Raw genomic sequence first — 22,453 nt, 5'->3', positions numbered from 1 at the left:
TCGATGTTTTGGTTGCATAACTTGTTGTAAATAAAGCATTTGAAAGTGGAGTTTTCATGTTTACCAACGGCATTGTAAATATATTGCTGATCGAAGATGAAGAATTTGACGTGCGCCGGGTGCAGAACACGCTGGAGCCGTTTCAGAAACAAATTATTATCCGGGATGTGACATCAGACGGGCATTCTGCATTGGAGTTGCTCCAAAAACGTCAGCATCGCTACGATGTGGTAATTATGGATTTTCAGATTGCCGGAAACCTGAGTGGCGAAAATCTGATTCGCCGAATAAAGGAAATTGACCCGTCGATTCAGATTATCGTTGTGACGAAAATGACCGTGCACATCACCGATTTTGAATTTGCCAACCGGCTTATCGAAGCCGGTGCGATGTGGTACTGCACCAAATATCCCGGCGATATCGAAAGCTATATTTATCAGCCAACCGATTTTATCTTAAGTATCTTTAATGCTTACGAGCGTCGCCGAATGGTGAAATCCGAACAGCGTTCCCGCCACAAATTGAACCAGAATATCGAATCCATTTTATTTGACAAACGCATTATCGGAGAATCCGAGGCTATAAACTGGCTGCGCGGTCAAATTTTGCAATGCGCCAATTCCGATGCAACGGTGATGATTCGCGGGGCATCCGGCACTGGAAAAGAACTGGTCGCGGCAAACATTCACTATCACAGCGAGCGGCGTTACGAAAAATTTGTGGCGATCAACTGCGGCAGTTTGCCGCACGATCTCATCGAAAGCGAATTGTTCGGGTTTGAACGCGGCGCATTTACCGGCGCACAGCAGGAAAAACCGGGTTTATTTGAGATCGGAAACAACGGCACTATTTTTCTGGATGAGATTGCCGAATTGCCATTGCCTGCACAAGTGAAACTATTACGCGTTATACAGGAAGGTGAGCTGGATAAAATCGGTCGGACCGAGCGCGTAAAAGTGAATGTGCGGATTATTGCCGCTACGAATAAAAATCTGGAACAGGAAGTTCGCGAAAAGCGTTTCCGGGAAGATTTGTATTATCGGTTGAACGTGATTTCGCTGATGCTGCAACCGCTCCAAAACCGAAAAGTCGATATCCCGTTGCTGATCAAACATTTTTTGATGAAAAATTGTCAGGAAATGGGTCGCGCCGTTCCGGCAATCAGCGAAGCCGCGATGAAAATTTTGACCAATTACGGCTGGCCGGGAAATGTTCGCGAGTTGCAAAATGTGGTGCAGCGCATCATTTTTTCTAATGCTAATCCCGTTACCGAAATGAATGCCAAAAACGCATTGGGATTATCGCTTGCGCCGGAAACCCCGCTCAATTCGTTTGCGATGCCGGATAAAGTATTGCCGCTCCGCGATGTCGAAAAAGCATTTCGCAAAGAATATTTTCAACTCGTGCGCGAACGGACCCAATCGGATGCGGATGCCGCGCGGCTGTTGGGATTGGCGCCGCCCAATTATCATCGCATGTGCAAAGAGCTCGGACTGAAATAGCTGTTATCAAAATGATAATTTTCTTATTAATATTATAACCGATTGCCGGTTCTTTAATCCGAAAATCCCCCACATCCCCCGCCAAAGTGAATTTTTTCCGTAAACTGTATTTGGTATGATTCTTGTTCAATTCTTCAAAAACAAAAACACAGGTGAAATAATGAGTAAAATGTTACAGCTGATTTCCATCGCAATGATCCTTTTAGCCGTTTCCACTGTTGCGAATGCCCAAAGTTGGCAATTGGTTTGGCAGGATGAATTTATCGGCAACCAAATAAACCTATCAAAATGGGAACACGAAGTGAACGGCAACGGCGGTGGCAACAATGAGCTGCAATTTTACACCGCGCGCGATACCAATTCGTATGTCGAAAACGGAAATTTGGTTATTCAGGCTTTAAAGAAAATTACTCCGGAAGACAATATACTTCAGCGCGATTACGGACGCTCAATCAGGGTGACTGGAAATACGGACGGGTTGAAGTTCGGGCAAAATTGCCCGCAGGCACCGGAACCTGGCCGGCAATCTGGATGTTGCCGACAGATTGGGTTTACGGCGGCTGGCCAAACAGCGGCGAAATTGATATAATGGAGCACGTTGGTTACGAACCCGGAGCGATTCATGGAACGGTGCATACCCAGGCATATAATCACACGAACGGAACACAAGTTGGTGCTGTTACAGGCGTGCCGGATTTCGATACCAATTTTCATGTGTATGCGCTGGAATGGACACCGTTGCAAATCCGCGTTTATGTTGATAATAATCATTACTTTACGTTCAACAATCAAAATCAGGGTTGGCAAACCTGGCCGTTTGATCAGCGTTTTCACCTCATTTTAAACATCGCAATTGGCGGTGACTGGGGTGGCGCACAAGGTGTGGATGACAGTATTTTTCCGGTAAAAATGTATATCGATTATGTGCGGGTTTATCAAAATTCGGCATCTGCGCCAACCATTAACATGCTCAATCCTGCGCCGGGCACAAATTTTCAACCCGGTGAAACCATCCAGATCGATGTGGAATCGAACGATACGGATGGCACGGTTCAAAAAGTGGAGCTGTTTCAGGGTGAAGCCAAAATCGGGCAAGATGATGTCTCACCATACGAATTTTCCATCGATAACGCTTACAGCGGTTGTTACGAGTTGAAGGCTGTCGCAACGGATAACGATGGTTATGTTACCGCCACCGATCCGGTGGGGATTACCGTTGGCAGCGGTTGCGGAAAATCGCCGTATGGCATTCAGCCGGAGCCAATTCCCGGCATTATCGAAATGGAAAATTATGATATGGGTGGCGCAGGCGTTTCATATAATGATAACGATGTCGCCAATCAGGGAAATGCGTTTCGCGTTGGCGAAGGTGTAGATATCGAAGTTGCATCGGATATCGGTTCCGGTTACAATATCGGTTTCATCGAATCCGGTGAGTGGGTGGAATATCTTGTCGATGTGGAGTATTCCGGCAGCCATTCCGTTATTTCCCGGGTAGCATCGGAAACGGGCGGCGGTTCGTTTGTTATCGAAATGGATGGCGAAGTTGTCGCCGGTCCAATTACGGTAAATGCAACTGGTGGTTGGCAAACCTGGCAATCTGTTTTTACAGAAAATGTGCAGCTCACTCGGGGCATTCATGTAATGCGGGTTCGGTTTATCAGCGGCAGTTTCAACATCAATAAACTCACGATATTTGCAGTTTCGGTTGGTACGGAGCCCGACCCGGTGAATCCGCTGCCGACTGAATTTGCGTTGGAGCAAAACTACCCGAATCCATTTAACCCATCCACAACAATCCGCTATTCGCTGCCGGAAAATGATGCGGTGAAGCTGGTTGTTTACGACATCGTCGGTAAAGAGGTCGCAACGTTAATCAACGATCGCCAGCAACCCGGTAATTACGAAATCAATTTTGATGCCCAGCATCTGCAAAGCGGTACCTATTTTTTCCGGCTGAGCACAACACAGCACAGCGCGATTCGCAAAATGTTGTTGATCAAATAATGATGGTATAACTCAATCAAAATATAAAATCGAACAGTTTTTGAAATCAGGCTATCTCATGAAAAAAGCATTACTTTTATTGACCTTTTTGATGATTACGGTTTCCGGATCATCTGCATTTGCATTTTTGAAAGCAAGTGGCCAACAGATTGTTGATGCCAATGGCACACCCATTTTGTTACGGGGCTATGGTTTGGGCGGTTGGCTGGTGCCGGAAGGCTATATGCTGCAAACGCCCGGATACGGCTCACCAACGGATATTTACAACAAAATTGTTGATGTGATCGGCGAGGCAAACGCCGCAACTTTTTATGCGGCTTATCGCGAAAATTATGTTAATCGGAAGGATATTGAGCAAATCGCCGATTGGGGATTTAACTCCATCCGAATGCCATTCCACTACAACCTCTTTTATGACATTGATTCAGATACTTTTTTGGAAAGCGGATTTGTGCTGTTGGATTCGCTGCTGGATCGCTGTGCAGATAACAATATGGTTGTTATTTTAGATATGCATTGCGCTCCTGGCGGCCAAAACGATTCAAATATCAGCGACAGTGATGGCACCGCAAGATTGTGGACCGAAGCATCTACCTACCAGCCAATTACCGTAAAAATTTGGCAGGAAATAGCCCGCCGTTATGCTGACGATCCGCGGATTGGTGGCTACGATCTGATCAACGAACCGGTTTTACCGACCGGGTTTACCAATCTGGATTTGCGCAATTTATATATCGAAATTACCGATTCGATCCGTGTTTACGACCAAAATCATCTTATTTTGGTTGAGGGTAACTGGTACGCAACAAATTTCGACCAATTGACCCCGCCGTGGGATTCAAATATGGGCTACAGCTTTCACAAATATTGGAGCGAAACCGATCAGGGTTCGATATCTGCATATACTTCCATTCGATCGCAACACAATGTGCCGCTGTGGATGGGCGAATCAGGAGAGAATTCCAATACATGGTTTTATGAGGCAATCAAGCTGTTCGAAAGCAACAACATCGGCTGGAATTGGTGGACGCACAAAAAACTGGATACGATTACCAGCCCCTTTTCTGCCAAACGCCCTGACGGTTATCAGGCGTTGTTGAATTATTGGAGCGGCAGCGGTGCGAAACCCTCACAAAGTGCTGCGCTTTCAACGCTAATGCAACTGGCTGAAAATTTGAAAATTGAAAATTGCGAGTATCGCCCCGGCGTTATTCCCGCACTCACGGACCCCGAATTTGGAACGGTTTCGAAACCCTTTAAAGCGCACACGATTCCCGGACAAATTTATGCAGTTGATTACGATTTCGGCATCCAGGGCATTGGCTACGTTGATACGGAATATCGCAACATCAGTGGCTCAATCTGGAATAACGGATATGGCTACCGGAACGATGGCGTAGACATTGAACTGTCGCAAGATAACCTCGGTTTTGATTATAACGTCGGCTGGATGGAATCGGGCGAACGGCTTATTTATACGGTTGAGGTTGCTGCAAGCGGCATCTATCAGGCACATTTCAGGGTTGCCAACAACGGTACGAATGGGCTAATCAGCATCATTGCCAATAATGTTCAGTTGACAACGCCAATCGCAGTTCCGAATACAAATGGCTGGCAAAATTGGCAAACGATGGTCATTGATAATCTGGAACTTACCGCCGGCACAAACAAACTGATGATTTTGGTCAACAGAAGCGGATTAAACCTGAATAGCATGACCTTTTTTCTGGTTGCAGCCGGCATCGATGATGAAAAAAATAACACTGTTCCTGAAAAATTCAATCTCGAACAAAATTACCCGAATCCGTTCAACCCGGCAACAAACATTCATTACGAAATTCCGAAATCGACGACGGTTAAGTTGACCGTTTACAACGCTTTGGGTCAGGAAGTTGAAGTATTGAAAAACGCCGTTCAACCGGCTGGCAGATACACAGTTTCGTTGAATGCCGACAAATTGCAAAGCGGTGTTTATTTTTATCAACTGCAAACGCCGGAATTTACCCAAACCCGAAAAATGATGTTGTTGAAATAGCCGAAAATTTATAAAAATGCCGAACAACCGCAAAACAACCTATTTTAAAATCGGACTGATGCTGCTGCCGTTTTTGGCGCTGATTGGGCTGGAGTTTGTTTTGTGGTTGTTCAACGCATTTCCGGAGCCGCCGTTGATGGTTGAAACCATCAAAAACGGGCGTCCGGTGCTTCAACTCAATCCGTATGTGGCAACGCGATATTTCCCACCGGAAAGTCCGGCGCTGCCTACTCTTTATCCCGAATCATTTGCCAAAGAAAAATCACCGGACACGTTCCGGATTTTTTGTTTGGGCGGTTCCAGCACTGCCGGATTTCCATTCGATTATCAGGTGCCCTTTCCCAAACAACTTTCATTCATGCTTTCCGAATCGCAACCTGATAAAAATATTGAAGTTATCAATCTGGGATTATCAGCGATTAACAGCTTTTCGGTGCTGGATTTATTGCCCGAAGTGCTCGCCGCACAGCCGGATTTAATTTTGATTTACATGGGTCACAACGAATTTTATGGCGTTTACGGCAGCGCGTCCGCGTTTTCAATCGGGCAAAATGGCGGCTGGATTCGCTTTTATTTGAAATTACAGAAATTTCGGATTACCCGGATGCTCAAATCGTTGATCCAGCAATTTGCGCCCGCAGCAAAAAATCCCGGAAACGATGAAAGCTTGATGAGCGCGGTGATCGGCGATCGGGCAATTCCGTATAATTCAGAAAAATATCGCCAAACGCTGAGCAATTTTAGCGACAACCTGAACCTGATTTTAGCGCAATGCCAAAGCCAAAATGTGCCGGTCATTTTGGGCGATTTGATCTCAAATGAAAAAGATTTGCCACCATTCGGCAGCGCTCATAAAGTGGATTTCGATCATTCACACTCATCCAAATTTGATGCAGCTGTAGCCACAGCAGAATTACGGATGACCGAAGGTGATTTAATTGCTGCAAAAAACGAGATAAACGATGCAATAAAAATGGATAGCACATTCGCAAAATCCCAATATCTCGGCGGCAAAATTTATTTGCAACTCGACGACAGCGTTTTGGCAGCCGGAATGTTTCGGAGTGCGAAAGATTTGGATGTGATTCGTTTTCGGGCCAGTTCGGATGTCAACCGTATAATCCGGGAAACCGGTAAACGCACAAACATCCCCATTGCTGAGGTTGGCGAAATTTTTGATCAACATTCACCGGACGGGATAATCGGTGCGGAGCTGGTTTGCGATCATTTGCACCCTAACCCAAACGGCTATTTTTTGATGGCGAAAGCATTTTTTCAAAAAATCAGCGAGCAGTTTCCCGAATTTGCGGCAGATTCGGCAATTTTGGCTCATCCCCTTCCCTATTTTGTTACCGGTCTGGATTGGGAAATTGGGCTGCTGAAAATTCATAAAATGACCCGCCGCTGCGCCTTTCCCAAAACAACCGGACGGATTTGAACATTACACACCGTATTTGAACGAAACTTCCGCGAAGATTGCCAACAATTATATCAACGATCACAAAAATTGGGCGCGCACCCATTTTGAAATGGCAGAATTTTACGAAAAAAAAGGTGAAATTTCTGCCGCGATAAATGAGCTGAAAACAGTGACAGTTATTTTCCCTGAAAACCCCGAGCCGTTGGCGGGCATCGCCCGGATATACAAATCCGCTGAAAACTGGGAAAAAAGCCGCCGAATTCTACCAAAAAGTGACGGTTATACAGCCCAACAATGGAATGGCGCACTATCAGTTGGCGATGGTAAAACGGCAGATGAATGATTTGCCGGGTGCAGTAATGAGCATGCAAAATGCCGCTTACGCACGCGATTTTTCGCCAAAAGAGCGAATCAACGCCCAATATTATCTCGCCGGTTTTTTCTGGATAGTCGAAAAATTGGCGAAGCCCAACAAGTTCTCCGTAATATTTTGAAAGAAAATCCCAATTTCTCTCCGGCAATCCGTATGTTGCAGCAGATTTCCGCTGCGCAATCCCGCTAATATTATCTCGCTGATTTCCGTTATTAAATTAATAATTCCCTTTATTAAAATTATAATCCGCTAACATTAATCGCATGTAATAATCACAGTATGTAATTGTAAATACGTGCTTTAGGTGATTGTGTTATCTCTGGCATCATTTATGTTAGTTAATTTGTTGAATTAATTAAAGAGTACCGGATGACCCAAACTGATACAATCGTAATTATCCTTTATTTAGTGATCACACTGTTGGTTGGTTTGCTTGCTTCCCGCAAAAATCGCAAAACCGATTCAACGGAATTCTTTTTGGCGAGCCGCAGTTTGGGGTGGTTCGCTATTGGTGTTTCTATTTTCGCAACGAATATCTCCAGCGAGCACTTTGTCGGGTTAGCCGGTTCCGGCGCAAACCGGGGATTGGCCGCTGCAAATTTTGAATTGTTTGCCATTCCGTTTTTGCTGCTGGTCGGCTGGGTGTTGGCACCGATTTTCATCAAATCAAAAGTGTTCACCGTGCCGGAGTTTTTGGGGAATCGGTTTAACCCGGCAATTCAAATGACCATCAGTGGATTATCTATCGTCATTTATTTGTTCACCAAAATTTTTCTCAGTTTATATGCATCCGGAATTTTGTTTCATGAATTTTTGGGGTGGGATGTTTATCGCTCCGGAATGGTTTTGATTGCAATTACAGGGCTTTACACGATCATCGGCGGGATGCGGGCGGTTGTGCACACCGCAATTTTTCAGGGTATTTTGTTGATTGTCGGCGCATTGCTGGTGACATTTTACAGCCTGGATGCCATCGGCGGCATCAGCCGTTTGCCCAGTCATCTGCCGGAATCGTATTTCTCGATATTTTTGCCGTTGGACGATCCGGATTTTCCGTGGGCAGGAATGGTGTTTGGCGCCCCGATTTTGGCGATTTGGTATTGGTGTGCGGATCAATATATTTTGCAACACGTTCTCGCCGCTAAAGATGTTTGCGCTGCCCGCAGTGGTACGCTGCTCACCGGATTCCTCAAATTACTCCCGATGTTCATTTTGATTTTACCCGGAATGGTTGCCGTTGCGCTGTTCCCGGGAATTAATGGCGACAACGCCTTGCCCAATTTATTTGCCGGTTCCTTACTACCGGTGGGGATTAAAGGGTTGGCGTTAGCAGGGGTTTTAGCTGCGCTAATGTCCTCGTTATCTGCCGCTTTTATCAGCAGTTCTACATTATTTACGATGGACTTTTATCGCCATTTCAACCCAAAAGCCAACAGCGAAAAACTAGCGCTGGTGGGTCGGCTGGCGACAATGTTTATTGTCTTTCTGGCGGTTTTGTGGGCGCCGCTGATGCGCCTGATCGACTCCCGCGTATATGTTCATCTCCAAAGTTTTCAGGCTTACGTGGCGCCGCCGATTGCCGCAATTGTGATTATGGCAATTTTCGGAAAAAATCTCACCGTTCGCGGCGCGCTTTATGCGTTGCTCACCGGGGAGTTGCTCGGTTTTGCCCGGCTGATTTCCGAAATCAATAACTGGGCTGTAACTTTTGCATTCCACCCGTTGATCGAACAACTGTTGATAATGAATTTCCTTTATTACGCTATCTTCCTGTTTTTTATAACGATAGCGACAGGCTGGTGCGTCAGTTTCTTGCAGCATTCGGCATATACCGGCGTGATGAGCCGCTATATGGTTCGCCCGGCAAATATTCTGGGCATCATCAAAAGATCTCCAAAACAGGCCGGAACACTGGATACCGGATCGTTTTTCGATTTGGCAGTTACGGGCACATTGATCATTGTTTTGATCGGCATTTGGGGGATTTTGCAATGAATCTGAAAGAAAATATGCAACATAAGCTGTACAATATATTAATTATGGCAATCCTGATTTCGAGTGTTTGGACACTCACCGGATGCAACCCTTCGCAAAATAGCGAGCCGGTAATTGCCACTGCCGGGAACCGTGAAATTGACTGGGATATGGTTGTTCGCAGCTATCATCTCGAACCGAAATGGGATCGCGGACTGACCGAACGCGAAGCTTATATGAATCAGGTATCCTTTCTAATTGACCAAAAATTATATGCGCAAGCTGCGGAAGTCGCAGGATTACATGAAATACCTGCGATTGCCAATTACATCAAATTCATCCGCGAAAAAGAAATGATCAAAGAGTTGTATCGCCAAAATGTAGAAGATCAGGTCGAGATTTCGGAAGAACAATTCCGGCAGGCGTATATGTATTTCAAAAAGAAAGTCGAATTTCAATACATTTTTAGCGAGGACAAAAAACGGGCGGAGTTCTATCTACTACAATTAGAAAACCAGCCCTTTGAAAAAATTTCGCTGCTCAATCCGGTTGAGGATGAAAAAGGCGTCACACCGGAATTTGGTTTTGGCGACATGGCTGAAGTTGTTGAAAATGTTGTGTTTAACCTCGGTTACAATGAAACCGGTGGACCAATTGCAGTGGATGGGCGATGGATGGTTGTTAAGGTAATCGGTGGCAAAGTGGATAAATTTATGGCGGAAAATGATTATAACGCCATCAAACCTAAGCTTCGCAAAATCATTTTTAATCGCAAAGCCCGGGAAATTTCGGATCAGTACATTTATGAACTGCTGAAAGATGAAGATATCAAGATCAATCCGGATGCGTTTTTTCCGCTGGCGGCGCAATTCGAAGCCATTGTGGAAAACAAAGAAACACAAGATCCCTTCCCGGTTTACCTTAACGATAGCGAATTGAAAGTTGCCCGTAGCAATGTTGAGGCAGATTGGGATAAACCTTTGGTGACTTTTGGCGATCAGACAATGACGGTTTACACATTTCTGGAAACGCTATTCAACATGCCCACCGGGTTGCGTCCGCAGGTTAATTTTAAGCCTCAGCTAAAAAAAGCCATAGCAGTTGTGGTGCGCAACGCATATCTGGTTGATCGTGCATATGCCCAAAATCTGGACAAAAACCAGCGTGTGCTTTACGAATCGCAATGGCAGATTGATGCGATTTTGGCGCGAACCTGGCTAAAATCTTACCGCGATGATCTGCAATGCAGCGATGCAGAAGTTGAAGCAATGAAAAACCACGAAAATTTTGAAGAGCTTAATCGTCGGTTTAACAACAACTTGACCGATGAACAAATCCGCAATCTTTTGCTCGATAAAAAGTTTTCACTGCTAAAAATGCAGCTCGCGGACAGTTTGCGATCTGTTTACACTGTCGAGTTGGATTCAACGGAATTTATTTCAAATATCACTCATCCTGAGAAGCTGATAGATCACAGACCCGTAGCTTTTAGCTATCGGGAAAAATTTCAGTAAAGTTCCATTAACCCTAAAAGGAGGTCAAGCATGAAGCGATGCTTGCTAATGATCGTCGGATTACTGGTTTGGAGTGGCATCAGCCAGGCACAAACCTTTATGTTCGATAATTTGGACACACCCGTAGATTCAACCCGTTACGATCTTCAGATCGTCGTTGTTGATGGCTCCGATACGAGCCAGATCAATTTGTCGCAGGAAACAACGCTGGTTGCAGAAGGCGCCGCAGCAATGCGCGTTGACTGGATCACCCAGCGTGCGCAGTCCTGGGGCGGTTTCTCAAAATTCCAGATTTTCCACCCGGATTCTTTCGGTGTTTGGGATTTTTCGTTGTATGAAAATCTGGTGATGAAATATTATAACGATATTCCGTCATCCGATCCAGGACACGTGCATCTGCGTATTTCATTAACAGACGTAAGTGATGCTCCATTAAATACTTACGACAGCAACAATGCGGAATTCTGGTATTCGTTCGAATATATTCTGGATGACGCACCGGGTTGGAACGAAATTGTTCTGCCGTTGGAAGATGTTGGTCCAGCAGCATTTGACGGTATGAATGGTTTCTATCGCACCGGTTGGTCCGGCACGGTTGGTAACGATCAACTGGATCTGGACAAAATCAAAGGTATTCACTTTGAAATGTCCGTAGATGCTGCTGGAGATCTAAATTCTATTCAAAGTGGCTCCATTATTTTTGACGCACTCGGTTTCTCCGGTGTTCGTTCTGTTCCGGTATTTGTATTTAACGGTGCAATTCTGCCGGCAGATTTTGACATCTTTACCTGGGGAGAGTCTTCGTTCACGATGGAAGAAGGCTCTGGTGTTCCAGATCCGCTAAATAATCCGACCAATGCACTGAAATGGATCCAAGGTAATCAATTTGGCAACGGTTATACCGGTGCTGGTTTTAATGTTAACAATCCCCGCAATATGTTAGGCGGATGGTTGTCTGGCGACTCCATGAAAATTAGCATGAAAGCCGAATCCGGTGTTGGTCAATTGAGAATCCAGCTTGAATCCGGTGCAAACGGCAAAGTGGGTATCAATTTCACACCGATCGATGACAATCAATGGCATGATTACAAATTGCCTTTGAATGAATTTGTTTATCAGGAAGGCACAACCGATTTTGATACGACAGCTGTAACTGTTATCCAGATTTTGGCTGAAGGCACCGGCGTTGCCGGCAAAGTAGTTTATATCGATAACTGGTGGACCGGCAACCCTGTTAATGATATTACCGATCCGTTGGGTCCAGGTGCGGTAACAATTGTTACCGACACTTATTCTAACCTTATTACATGGTTGGACACACCTGGCGAAACCGGAGAAACATACAACTTGTATTACAGCATTGATCCAATTACATCAAAAGATGATTTACCGAATGCCTCTGTTGTTGAGCAAGGCATTGGACGTGCAGAAAACACTGGTTCGTGGTCACATTTGCTCTATTCTCCTCTTGGTGATTCAACAACCACTTATTACTATGCCGTAACAGCAGTCGACGCTGCCGGTAATGAATCTGTGCCAACTTCAACATCTTCCCCAATCACCAATACAGCCAAAGGTATTGCTACTGCAGCTTTGGGTGCTCCGGCTAACTTTGTTGCAGATGGAAACCTCGGCGATTGGGCCGGTATCCAGGCTTTTGATGTTCGGCCGTCATTGGGAAGCCATATTGTTACCAACACCACAATTGATGGCGATGGTGACCTTTCCTATAAAGTCTATCTTGCATTTGATGCTGATTTTATGTATTTCGCATTCGACGCTACAGATGACGTAGTAGATACAACCGCAACAAACAGCTATGAAAAAGACTCTCCGGACCTGTTTATCGGTTTATATAACCAAACCGGCGCTGCACATACCGGATATGCACGTGGGGATGAACCGGATTATCAACTGCGTTTCCTGCCCGGCAAAGTAATTTACGCCAGTGGCGGAGATGCCGTATTGATGAGAGCCTCCTCAGCCGATTACTATTGGGGCACCAAATTCCCGATTGGATATGTTATTGAAGGTCGTTTGTCATTGCAGGAATTGGCAACCGCCGGCGGCGATACCAAATTTGAAGCGGTTGAAGGCTATCGCATTCCGTTCGACCTTTCGTTGAATGATGCTGATGCTGGTGGCGTTCGTGAAGGTATCATGACCTGGTCACCTTACAATGACGACAACTCCTGGTCTTCCCCGGGTAACTGGATGTATACATGGGTAGGTGATACCTGGATTATACCAGTTGGTATTGAGAAAATCGACGATGCCATTCCGGCAGCGTTCGAGCTTTCCCAAAACTATCCGAACCCGTTCAACCCGAGCACAACCATTAGCTACAGCTTGCCGCAAAACAACGATGTTGTGTTGGAAATCTACAACACACTCGGTCAAAAAGTGGCAACGCTGATCAACCAGAAACAAACTGCCGGCACCTACAACGTAACGTTCGATGCCAGCAATTTGGCTACCGGCGTATATTTCTATCGCCTGCAGTCGGGCAATTTTATGGAAGTTCGTAAAATGATGCTCTTGAAGTAATGCCTTTTTTACCGGGGAAGGTGCACGCCTTCCCCGGTAATATTTTCTAACCATAAAAAGACAAAGAGTGTGCAATGAAACGAATTGTTACACCACTGATTTTACTGTGTTTATGCTTATTAATTTTACCGCTTTATCCGGGAACGACCGGCAAAATAGCCGGATTGGTATCCGATAAAGCAACCGGTGAACCTATCATTGGTGCGAACGTTTATCTCGATGGATACCCGTATGGCGCATCCACAGACGTGGATGGCTATTACTACATCCTCAACATTCCGCCGGGAACATACACGCTTATTGCCCAAATGATCGGTTTTCAGGAAATGACGATCAACGAAGTTCGCGTAAACGTGGATTTGACAACCCGGTTGAACATCGAGATCAGCACCGAAGCTATTGAAGGCGCCGAAGTTGTGGTAACCGCAGAAAGGGATTTGATTCAAAAAGACCTGACTGCCAGCGCAAAAAATATCGGATCAGAAGAAATCGAAGCGCTTCCGGTAGACAATTTTAACGAAGTCGTTGAATTACAAGCTGGTGTCGTTGCCGGTCACTTTCGTGGCGGACGTTTGGGCGAAGTCGCTTACATGATCGACGGCATTCCGGTGAACGATCCTTATAACAACGGATTAGGTTTGGTGGTTGAAAATTCCGCTATTCAGCAGTTGGAGGTGATCAGCGGGACATTCAATGCGGAATACGGACAGGCACTTTCCGGTGTTGTGAATATCGTTTCCCGCGAAGGGCGCAATGATTACGAATTTGACGTGTCTGCGTATGCCAGCAACTATCTCACCAACCACGATGATATTTTCCCGGGGCTGGACAAACTGGACGGCAGCGGCTCGCAAAGCCTGCAATTTTCTGCTGGCGGTCCGATACCCGGATTCAACAAATTAAAATTTTTCGCAACCTACCGTAATGTGTCGGATGATGGACATTTGAACGGTGCCCGGTTGTATTTGCCTTCGGATGATTTTCCGTTTTTCCCGAGCGGCGACAGCAGTTTTGTCCCGATGGACAATTCAAAATACCAATCGTTGAACGGCAGGTTAACCTATTATCTCACGCCGTCTATCAAATTGAATTATGGCTTGATCTGGAATGATAACGAAAATCGTTATTACAATCACGGTTTCCGGTTGACGCCGGACGCAACCAAAACGCATTATCGCGAAAGCCTGAACCACAGTTTGCAGATCAACCACGGATTATCCAACAGAACTTTTTACACCTTAAAATTTGCCCAGAATTACAGCAAATATTTCGGTTATGTATTTGAAGATCCGTATGACCCACGATATTTGGACACCTTTAACGGACAAGCGCAATCGAACTATACCTTCCGTTCCGGCGGTTACGAAAACGATCGATACTTGCGTAGTACCACTTCACGGATCGTAAAATTTGACATCAATAGCCAGATTTCGAAAATACACAAAATCGGTGCCGGGATGTCCTTTAGTCAGCATGAATTGGATAACTACGGAAACAGCATCAGCGATCAGGAAACCGGTACGGATTTCGAAATTTTTTATCCGCAAAGATATTCATTTGGCCGCGAAGAGTTTGTGAAAAAGCCGATCGAGTTTTCTGCATATCTGCAGGACAAAATGGAATATGACAACTTCATTGTAAACGCAGGTATCCGGTACGACTATTTTAACCCGAACACAAAAGTTCCGGTAGATAAACGAAATCCCAACCTGTTGCCGTTGTTCAACACAGATCAACGGGACGCCGTAACTCAATCGCAGGTTAGTCCGCGTTTGGGCGTCGCGTTCCCCATTTCCTCAACCGGTGTTATTCACGTTTCGTATGGTTTGTTTTTCCAGATTCCCAACTTTGAACAATTATACAGTGGAATATCGGACTCATCGGATATCACCAAATTTCCGGTTCCGCAAGAATCGGGTTCGCTCAATACCATTCGCGGAAATCCTGAGCTAAAAGCACAAAGAACAGCTACTTACGAAATCGGTTTGAATCAGGGGTTAACCACCCAGTTGGCGGTTGAATTTACGGCGTACTATCGCGATATCCGAAATTTGACCGGTACGGAAATTATCCGGACGTATGAAGAAGCGCAATATGGTCGCTTTATCAATCGCGATTACGGCAACGTTCGCGGCGTAATTCTGGCATTCGAAAAACGCTTTGCCGATCACTGGGGCGCACGTTTGGACTATACATATCAGATCGCTGAAGGTAACGCATCCGACCCACGTTCGGTATTTTTCGACAACCAGTCGCAGCCGCCGCGCGAATCGGAAAAGCAGTTGATTCCGCTCGATTGGGATCAGCGCTCTACCTTCAATTTCTCACTCAACACAGGTACACCGGGCGACTGGAATATTGGTATGACCGGCAGAATCGGTTCCGGAACGCCATACACGGCATCCGGTCGTTTTGTGTTGGCAAACATCAATATTCGCAACAACCGGATAAAACCGAGCTCGATTTTGTTTGATGTGCGAATGGATAAAACGATCAAATTTGGCGGTACCAGTTTCCAGACATATTTGTGGGTTGAAAACCTGTTCGATCGTTTGAACGAATGGAACGTTTACGGTTCATCCGGGCAGGCGGATATCGATCTGGATGCGATCACCAGCTCCGGCGAAATTATCGGGTTGCACACCCTGGAAGACTACATCCTGAACCCGACATTCTACTCACCGCCGCGCCGTGTGCGGTTGGGGGTTTCAGTTGGTTTCTAAACCGAGAACAGAAAAGATGAAAACGTTTGTCGATATCGAACCCGAATTTATCGGCATTAAACTGGAGGAAACAATGCGTTTTTCCAAACACATACGCTGGATTAGCCTGCTGCTGCTGGTTTTCAGCGCCATAACTATCGCTCAGGAAAGCCCGGTTGTGATTGAGGCTTACCGCGCAGAACCCTACGGGGATAATACCCTGCGGCGGCGGGGCGTTATGGATGGTAACCAAATACGTACATTATATTTTAACCAGGGCGAAGTTGGCAAATGGCCGGATCAACCATCGGGCGAATGGCCCAAAGGCTCCGGACATTCCTATCTGGACGGTCTTGCGATGATCGTCGGTGCCCGTGCCTCGGTTAATCTTGCGGGAGTGGATACATTTATCACTCCGATTTCAACGGCATATCGCGAGCATTTTGACCGCGACCCGGTCAGTGGAAAACCCTGGGGATGGGAGCCGGTACCCGGCTATCTGAATCCCCGTGGCGACCGCCCGGCAATCAGTAACGACGCACGTAGCTGGCCGGAATTGTGGCCGGAAGCCATCTTTACCTATCTGGATCAACCTGCCAGCAACTGGATCAATCAGGAAGAAGTTGACGGCCAGCCCGGCATCGATGATGACCGCGATGGCGATGTGGATAACTTCACCTATTGGCAGGGATATTTTGGTCGCGGCGTAAAAAATGCAGACGTCGAAACCTTCTTTGTAATGGACGACGCATCCGACCGGGAATGGCAGCGCCCACCGTATAACTACTTCCCCATTCGTGCAGATGCCAATCGCGGCGGACTCGGATTGCGGGTGGAAGTTCGCGGTTTCCAATGGTCGCAGGTGCTCGCAGAAGACAACATATTCTGGCTGTATGATATTGTAAATATTTCAGATACAACCTATGACCGTGCTGTATTCGGTTATTTGAGCGATGTTGGCGTTGGCGGAACCGATGACTCCGGCGATGACAATGCATCGTTTGACCTGGAGCTGGATATGGCCTATGCCTACGATCAGGATGGCCGAGGTACATCCGATTTCGGAACCTGGTCGCCCACCGGTTATATCGGCTACGCCTATCTGGAAAGTCCGGGCAATCCGTTTAACGGATTTGACGATGATCTGGACGGTATGATCGATGAACGCCGCGATGACGGCATCGACAACGATGGCGACTGGCAGGCATACTCAGATTTGAACGGCAACGGCTTTTGGGATGGCAACGAACCGCTCAACGACGATCTTGGTAAAGATGGCGTTGGTCCGTTCGATCGCCAGTACAACGGTCCCGATGAAGGCGAAGCAGACGGTGTTCCCACACCCGGCGAGCCGGATTTTGACCGCACCGACCTCGATGAATCCGACCAGATCGGTTTGAACAGTATGTGGATTTATCGTCTGGTGGACGGTGGCGGTGGCGACGGTTGGCCAAAACACGACGAAGGATTGTATCGCCGGATGTCCTCATACGGCAATTTTGATACATCGTTGCAGCGCTCAAACCTGCAAATGTTGTTCGCCTCTGGTCCGTTTGAATTAAAACAGGATCACCGCGAGCGATTCTCGATGTCATTGCTCAACGGACAAGATCTGGATGAATTGTTCCGCAACAAAATTACCGTTCAAAATATTTACAACGCGAATTACAACTTTGCCCGTCCGCCGTTGAAGCCGTTTTTGACTGCAATTCCCGGCGATGGAAAAATATCGCTCTTTTGGGATGGTATTGCGGAAGAATCGCGCGATCCCTTTTTACCGGATTCCATTGGCAATCCCCGTAAAGATTTTGAAGGATATTTGATCTATCGCAGTACCGAACCGCAATTTACCGATATCAAAACCATCACCGATTCCAAAGGCACAGCCGTTTATTGGAAACCGATTGCCCAGTTTGACCTGATCAACGGCATAACCGGTCCGGACCCGATTGGCGTCGATGGTGCCCGTTTTTGGCGCGGTGACGATACCGGATTGCGCCGTTCGTATGTTGATACGGATGTGATAAACGGTCAAACCTATTATTACGCATTGGTGGCTTACGATCAGGGTGATATCGAAATCGGGCTGCAACCCAGCGAAACCACCAAACAAATCACCGAAGATATTGTTGGAAATATTACGTTTATCGATTTTAACTGTGCGGCGGTAACGCCAAACGCGCCGGTTGCCGGCTATATCGATCCGGAAATTTCCGGTGATTTTTCCAAAGCAACCGAAGGCATTGGCACGGGAAACATCGGCGTGCAAATTATTGATCCGGGTGCGGTGCAAAGTGATGCAACCTACCGGGTTATTTTTGAATCGACCGGCGATTTCCCCGGCTATCAAACCTCAACCTACGGTTTTTACCGCATGAACGGCGATTCTGCTGAGCCAATTGCTACTGGCATCGATGCCAGCTTATTTGGCCCCGCATATCCCAGTCCGGTAATTGATGGATTGGTTGCCACCGTAAATATTGATACAACAATCGATATTTTACGGGAAGAAAGTGGTTGGTTGATCGGAAACAGCAATCTGCCGTTTGTCGACAGTTTGCGGTTACACAAACAATTCCCGTCGCTGGCAACTATTTGGCCGGCGGATTACAAAATTACATTTGCGGATGAAATTATCGATACGTCGTATAATTTCAAGGTTCCGGTAAACTTCACCGTTTTCAACCTGACGGAAAATCGCCCTGCGGAGTTCGAGATGTTTGATAATGACAATTCCGGAACGTTGAACGTTGGTGATGTTGTTACGATTATCGAATTTATCGGTCCCGCATTTAAATTTACCTACGATTTTGTGGTTGGTCCGCCGCCGCCAAATTCGATTCCGCGTTTCCCGCAAGGTGGCGATGAGTTTATCATTCGAACCACCAAACCCTTTGGAAATGGTGATTATTTCGAGTTTCACACCAAAGCCGCCTCAGTGGATAACGCATTGGCAGAAAACGAGTTAGTGAACATCAAAGTAGTGCCGAATCCCTATATTTCCGGTGCATCCTGGGAACCGCGTTTGGTTTTTGGCGCGGGTCGTGGAGAGCGGAAAATAGACTTCATCCACCTGCCGCAAACATGCACGATCCGGATTTTTACGCTGGCTGGCAAATTGGTAAAACTTATCGATCACCAAAGCTCCACCACAAATGGTGCGACATCCTGGAACCTGATTTCGGATGACGGGATGGACATTGCCTACGGCGTTTATATTTATCACGTCGATGCGCCGGGTATCGGCAAACACATTGGCAAGTTTGCCATTGTCAAATAGCGGCAAAAAAACGGCATCGCAAAACAGTAGAGGATGAATTAAAGATGCGAAACATTATCACATTTATCATAACACTATTGATCAGCGGCGCGTTGATGGGACAAAATTTCAGGGAAAATGTCTCGAAACGCGGAACCACCGCTGCATCATTTCTGGAAGTTGGCGTTGGCGGACGCGCGTTAGGTATGGGCAGCGCATTTACCGCAATGGCTGATGATCCCAGCGCGATGTATTGGAACGTCGCGGGGATTGCCAAACTGAAACAAAGCGGCGTTATTTTCAACCACTCCGACTGGATTGCGGATACCCGGTTCGATTACGTTGCGGCAGTTCTGCAACTCGGGCAATACGGCGCTTTGGGCGTTAGCGTAACCGCGTTGGGAATGGACGAAATGAATGTTACCACCGTCGATCAACCCGAAGGAACGGGACAAACATTCAATGCCGGCGATTACGCCATCAGCATCGGGTATGCCCTTAGCTTGTCGGAAGAATTCTCAATCGGCTTCAATCCCAAAATTATTCACCAATACATATGGGAAATGACAGCAACCGGCATCGCAATTGACGTTGGTGTGCATTACAAAACGCCGTTCAAAAATCTGAACCTCGGTTTTGCACTCACTAATTTCGGTTCGAAAATGCAAATGAACGGCGACAATGCCCGGGTGCTTTACGATTATGATGTTACCAGCTCCGGCAACAACGACCGGATTACAGCAATGCTGGAAACCAGCCGTTGGGCGCTGCCGCTCAATTTCAAAATCGGGATGACCTATCAGGCGTTGAACACACCGGTTCATCAGGCCGTTATTTCGTTCGATGCGCAGCATCCCAACAACGATTACGAAAGTGTCAACGTTGGTGCGGAATATCTTTTTGCCCGCCGATTTGCATTACGTGCTGGTTATCGCAGCCTGTTTCTGGATAGCACAGAAGAATCGTTCTCGTTTGGCATGGGCTTAAATTATCCCGTTTTGGGCAACGTGTTGCTCCGGTTCGATTTCGCATACGCAGATTTCGGATTGTTGGAAAACGTTCAGAAATACTCACTCGGGATTGATTTCTGATGAAAAAAAGCTACACAAGACTGTTGCTTTTAACGCTATTCTTTCTGTTGGGTGTGACCTCCTGGATGTTCGGGCAGGTGTTTGTAAATCAAATGGGTTACCTGCCCGATGCACCCAAATTTGTATTCTCCACTTCAACAGCCAGCGAATTTGCAGTGATCGATGAGAACAGCGGACAAACCGTTTTTTCCGGCACATTGCCGTTGTTCCGCAGTAACGATCCGGCAACGGGTATGACGCTCTATCGCGGTGACTTCAGCAATTTACAACTTTCCGGGGAATACCGGATTAACATCGGCGCGCTGCAAAGTGCGCCTTTTGTTATTGCAGATACCGTTTACCGGGATGTGTATTACAAATCGCTGAAATCGTTTTATTATCAGCGATGCGGGATAGATCTGGTTGGCGATTTCGCCGGTGAATACGCACGGGCAAAATGCCATCAGGCAGACGGATTTTTGCACACTTCCACCGGTCAAAGCGGTTTTCGGTTGGCGCGAAACAGCTGGCACGATGCCGGCGATTTCGGAAAATACAGCGGTCCCGCTGCGGTCACCGCCGGTCAATTATTGCTGGCGAACGAATACTTTCCGGAAAAATTTGCGCAGGATGATCTGGAAATTCCGGAAAGCGGCAACGGTGTACCGGATATTCTCGACGAAGCCCGGTTCGCGCTCGGCTGGTTGATGAATATGCAGGATGCCTCCGGCGGCATTTACCACAAGCTGACTCCCGAAAACTTCGCCGGTTTCATTATGCCGGGAACGGATAATTCCCAACGGTTTATTTATCAGATTTCCAGCACCGCAACCGGCGCGGCGGCCGCTGCATTGGCGCGCGGTGCACGGCTGTTTTCGGAATACGATTCTACATTTGCAAACCAATGCCTCTCCGCCGCTCAGAATGCATGGGCTTTCCTGCAGGCAAATCCAGCAATCGTTCCGCCCGGCGGATTCCAAAATCCGCAAGGCACGGTAACCGGGCAATATGGCGACGGCAACGATCGCGATGAGCGATTGTGGGCAGCCGCAGAATTGTTCGAAACCACCGGTGAATCTGCCTACAATTCCTATTTTGTCAACAATTATTCCCAATCCGGTTTGTTTTCCTCGGAAGCTGGTTGGCAAAATGTGAACGCATTGGCACTCATCACATATCTTTACAGCGATCAGCCCTCCGCCAATTCGGGAATCGTTACGTTGCTCGGCAATTCGCTCAATTCTTATTGCAACACGCTGCTCGGCTACCGCAACACTAACGGGTTCCATGTATCCATTAACCCCGGCGAATATGTTTGGGGCAGTAACGGAAATGTGCTCAATCGCGGACTTATGTTGCTGTTTGGCTGGCACAAAACCGGAAATAGCGAGTTTCGTGCGGCAGCGTTGGACCAGCTCAACTACAATTTGGGGGTGAACGCACACAACATCAGTTTTTTGACCGGCATTGGCGAAATGCACCCAATGCACATTCATCACCGGCAATCCGAAGCAGATAATATTGCTGAACCGATCCCGGGACTTTTGGCCGGCGGACCGAACGAGTATCTCAACGATGACGTATTGCAGGGGCATTTCGATGAAAATACGCCACCGGCACTGTGTTACATCGATGATCTCGGTAGTTATGCATCCAACGAAGTCGCCATTTACTGGAATTCGCCGTTAGTTGTGTTAAGTGGTTATTTTTACAATACTTCGGCGAATGGTATTTTAGATGATCCAGATACCGGGATGCGCTCCCCTACCCGTTTTAACCTGCAGCAGAATTACCCCAACCCTTTTAATAACGATACAACAATTCCGTTCGAGTTGCTTCGCGATTCGGATGTTGAATTGAACATTTACAACGCCCTCGGTCAAATTGTCCGGCAGGAAAAATTTGCCGGGCTGCAACCCGGGACGCATCAATTTATTTGGCGCGGCACCGGTGATAATGGCGAACTGCTCAGCTCCGGCACCTACCATTTTGAACTGAAAAGCCATTCGGAACGCCAAATTCGTTCGATGGTGCTGTTGAAATGATCTTT

12 protein-coding genes and 2 pseudogenes are annotated in these 22,453 nt (G+C 46.8%); all 14 read left to right on the top strand.

What is annotated here, in order from left to right:
- The first annotated feature begins 56 nt into the window (after positions 1 to 56).
- The 14 genes and pseudogenes from H6629_17515 to H6629_17450 all read left to right on the top strand — a co-directional run bounded on the left by H6629_17515 (position 57) and on the right by H6629_17450 (position 22,448).
- Positions 57 to 1,502, top strand: coding sequence for a sigma-54-dependent Fis family transcriptional regulator (locus H6629_17515; GenBank protein MCB9069587.1), 1,446 nt, complete (start codon positions 57 to 59; stop codon positions 1,500 to 1,502).
- 193 nt (positions 1,503 to 1,695) lie between these two features.
- Positions 1,696 to 2,441 (top strand): annotated as a pseudogene (locus H6629_17510) (glycoside hydrolase family 16 protein).
- A gap of 342 nt (positions 2,442 to 2,783) precedes the next feature.
- Positions 2,784 to 3,194, top strand: a pseudogene (locus H6629_17505) (carbohydrate-binding protein).
- A gap of 373 nt (positions 3,195 to 3,567) precedes the next feature.
- Positions 3,568 to 5,544, top strand: a complete 1,977-nt coding sequence (locus tag H6629_17500) for a cellulase family glycosylhydrolase (GenBank protein MCB9069586.1) — start codon at positions 3,568 to 3,570, stop codon at positions 5,542 to 5,544.
- A 16-nt stretch (positions 5,545 to 5,560) separates the two neighbouring features.
- Complete coding sequence (locus H6629_17495; GenBank protein ID MCB9069585.1) at positions 5,561 to 6,982, top strand: SGNH/GDSL hydrolase family protein; 1,422 nt, start codon at positions 5,561 to 5,563, stop codon at positions 6,980 to 6,982.
- Positions 6,983 to 6,998: 16 nt separating this feature from the next.
- Positions 6,999 to 7,307 carry a tetratricopeptide repeat protein gene (locus H6629_17490; GenBank protein ID MCB9069584.1) on the top strand — a complete coding sequence of 103 codons (309 nt, stop codon included), beginning with the start codon at positions 6,999 to 7,001 and terminating at the stop codon, positions 7,305 to 7,307.
- A complete protein-coding gene (locus H6629_17485) occupies positions 7,300 to 7,458 on the top strand; it encodes a hypothetical protein (GenBank protein ID MCB9069583.1) in 159 nt (52 codons plus the stop codon). The genes H6629_17490 and H6629_17485 overlap by 8 nt, the downstream gene beginning before the upstream one ends.
- A 248-nt stretch (positions 7,459 to 7,706) precedes the next feature.
- The gene (locus H6629_17480; GenBank protein ID MCB9069582.1) at positions 7,707 to 9,332 is read left to right on the top strand and encodes a sodium/solute symporter; all 1,626 of its coding nucleotides are present in this window, start codon (positions 7,707 to 7,709) and stop codon (positions 9,330 to 9,332) included.
- A complete protein-coding gene (locus tag H6629_17475) occupies positions 9,329 to 10,825 on the top strand; it encodes a hypothetical protein (GenBank protein MCB9069581.1) in 1,497 nt (498 codons plus the stop codon). The genes H6629_17480 and H6629_17475 overlap by 4 nt, the downstream gene beginning before the upstream one ends.
- A 30-nt stretch (positions 10,826 to 10,855) precedes the next feature.
- Complete coding sequence (locus H6629_17470; GenBank protein MCB9069580.1) at positions 10,856 to 13,372, top strand: T9SS type A sorting domain-containing protein; 2,517 nt, start codon at positions 10,856 to 10,858, stop codon at positions 13,370 to 13,372.
- Positions 13,373 to 13,446: 74 nt separating this feature from the next.
- On the top strand, positions 13,447 to 16,095 hold the full coding sequence (locus tag H6629_17465; protein MCB9069579.1) for a TonB-dependent receptor: 2,649 nt from the start codon (positions 13,447 to 13,449) through the stop codon (positions 16,093 to 16,095).
- Between the two features lie 16 nt (positions 16,096 to 16,111).
- Positions 16,112 to 19,354: a hypothetical protein gene (locus H6629_17460; GenBank protein MCB9069578.1), complete on the top strand. Its 3,243-nt coding sequence runs from the start codon at positions 16,112 to 16,114 to the stop codon at positions 19,352 to 19,354.
- Positions 19,355 to 19,398: 44 nt separating this feature from the next.
- Positions 19,399 to 20,424, top strand: coding sequence for a PorV/PorQ family protein (locus H6629_17455; GenBank protein MCB9069577.1), 1,026 nt, complete (start codon positions 19,399 to 19,401; stop codon positions 20,422 to 20,424).
- On the top strand, positions 20,424 to 22,448 hold the full coding sequence (locus tag H6629_17450) for a glycoside hydrolase family 9 protein (protein ID MCB9069576.1): 2,025 nt from the start codon (positions 20,424 to 20,426) through the stop codon (positions 22,446 to 22,448). The genes H6629_17455 and H6629_17450 overlap by 1 nt, the downstream gene beginning before the upstream one ends.
- Positions 22,449 to 22,453: the final 5 nt, after the last annotated feature.

It is taken from the genome of Calditrichia bacterium, from assembly GCA_020634975.1.
Classification (GTDB): Bacteria; Calditrichota; Calditrichia; order RBG-13-44-9; family J075; genus JACKAQ01.
This window is presented reverse-complemented; position numbering and strand designations above follow the sequence as displayed.

Bases quoted from the DNA above. Each gene is read 5' to 3' on its own strand.
- H6629_17515 (MCB9069587.1), top strand. From the start codon at position 57: ATGTTTACCAACGGCATTGTAAATATATTGCTGATCGAAGATGAAGAA.
- H6629_17500 (MCB9069586.1), top strand. From the start codon at position 3,568: ATGAAAAAAGCATTACTTTTATTGACCTTTTTGATGATTACGGTTTCC.
- H6629_17495 (MCB9069585.1), top strand. From the start codon at position 5,561: ATGCCGAACAACCGCAAAACAACCTATTTTAAAATCGGACTGATGCTG.
- H6629_17485 (MCB9069583.1), top strand. From the start codon at position 7,300: ATGAATGATTTGCCGGGTGCAGTAATGAGCATGCAAAATGCCGCTTAC.
- H6629_17480 (MCB9069582.1), top strand. From the start codon at position 7,707: ATGACCCAAACTGATACAATCGTAATTATCCTTTATTTAGTGATCACA.
- H6629_17475 (MCB9069581.1), top strand. From the start codon at position 9,329: ATGAATCTGAAAGAAAATATGCAACATAAGCTGTACAATATATTAATT.
- H6629_17470 (MCB9069580.1), top strand. From the start codon at position 10,856: ATGAAGCGATGCTTGCTAATGATCGTCGGATTACTGGTTTGGAGTGGC.
- H6629_17465 (MCB9069579.1), top strand. From the start codon at position 13,447: ATGAAACGAATTGTTACACCACTGATTTTACTGTGTTTATGCTTATTA.
- H6629_17460 (MCB9069578.1), top strand. From the start codon at position 16,112: ATGAAAACGTTTGTCGATATCGAACCCGAATTTATCGGCATTAAACTG.
- H6629_17455 (MCB9069577.1), top strand. From the start codon at position 19,399: ATGCGAAACATTATCACATTTATCATAACACTATTGATCAGCGGCGCG.
- H6629_17450 (MCB9069576.1), top strand. From the start codon at position 20,424: ATGAAAAAAAGCTACACAAGACTGTTGCTTTTAACGCTATTCTTTCTG.